1 protein-coding gene is annotated in these 503 nt (G+C 66.0%); it reads right to left on the minus strand.

Annotated elements, in window-relative coordinates; genetic code table 11:
* Positions 1 to 502: acyltransferase domain-containing protein (locus tag ACFFRH_RS44725; RefSeq protein WP_386164246.1), on the minus strand; the 502-nt coding region annotated here is incomplete at its 3' end.
* Between the last annotated feature and the right edge of the window lies 1 nt (position 503).

Below are 503 nucleotides of genomic sequence, written 5' to 3' on the forward strand. Positions count from 1 at the left end.
CCGACAGCACGCCGTCGGGGCCCAGTTCGATGAAGGTCTTCACTCCGTGGGAGTGCAGGTAGGTCAGGCCGTCGGTGAAGCGCACCGCTTCGCGCACATGTCGCACCCAGTAATCAGCGGTGAAGCCGGTGACCGGTTCCCCGGTGAGGTTGGAGATGACCGGGATCGCGGGAGGGTGGTAGGTGATGGTTTCGGCGATGCGGCGGAAATCCTCCAGCATCGGTTCCATCAGGGGCGAGTGGAAGGCGTGACTGACCCGCAGGCGACGGGTCTTACGCCCTTGGGCGGTGAAATGGGCGGATATTTCCGTTACTGCGGTCTCGTCGCCGGAGATGACGATGGCTTGGGGGCCGTTGACCGCCGCGATCGAGATGGTGGCGGGCAGGAGGGGTAGTACTTCGGTCTCGGTGGCCTGCAACGCCACCATCGCTCCGCCTGCGGGGAGTGCCTGCATCAGCCGGCCCCGCGCCGCCACCAGAGCGACCGCGTCCTGTAGCGACATC

The organism is Streptosporangium vulgare (assembly GCF_042428775.1).
Lineage (GTDB): Bacteria > Actinomycetota > Actinomycetes > Streptosporangiales > Streptosporangiaceae > Streptosporangium > Streptosporangium vulgare.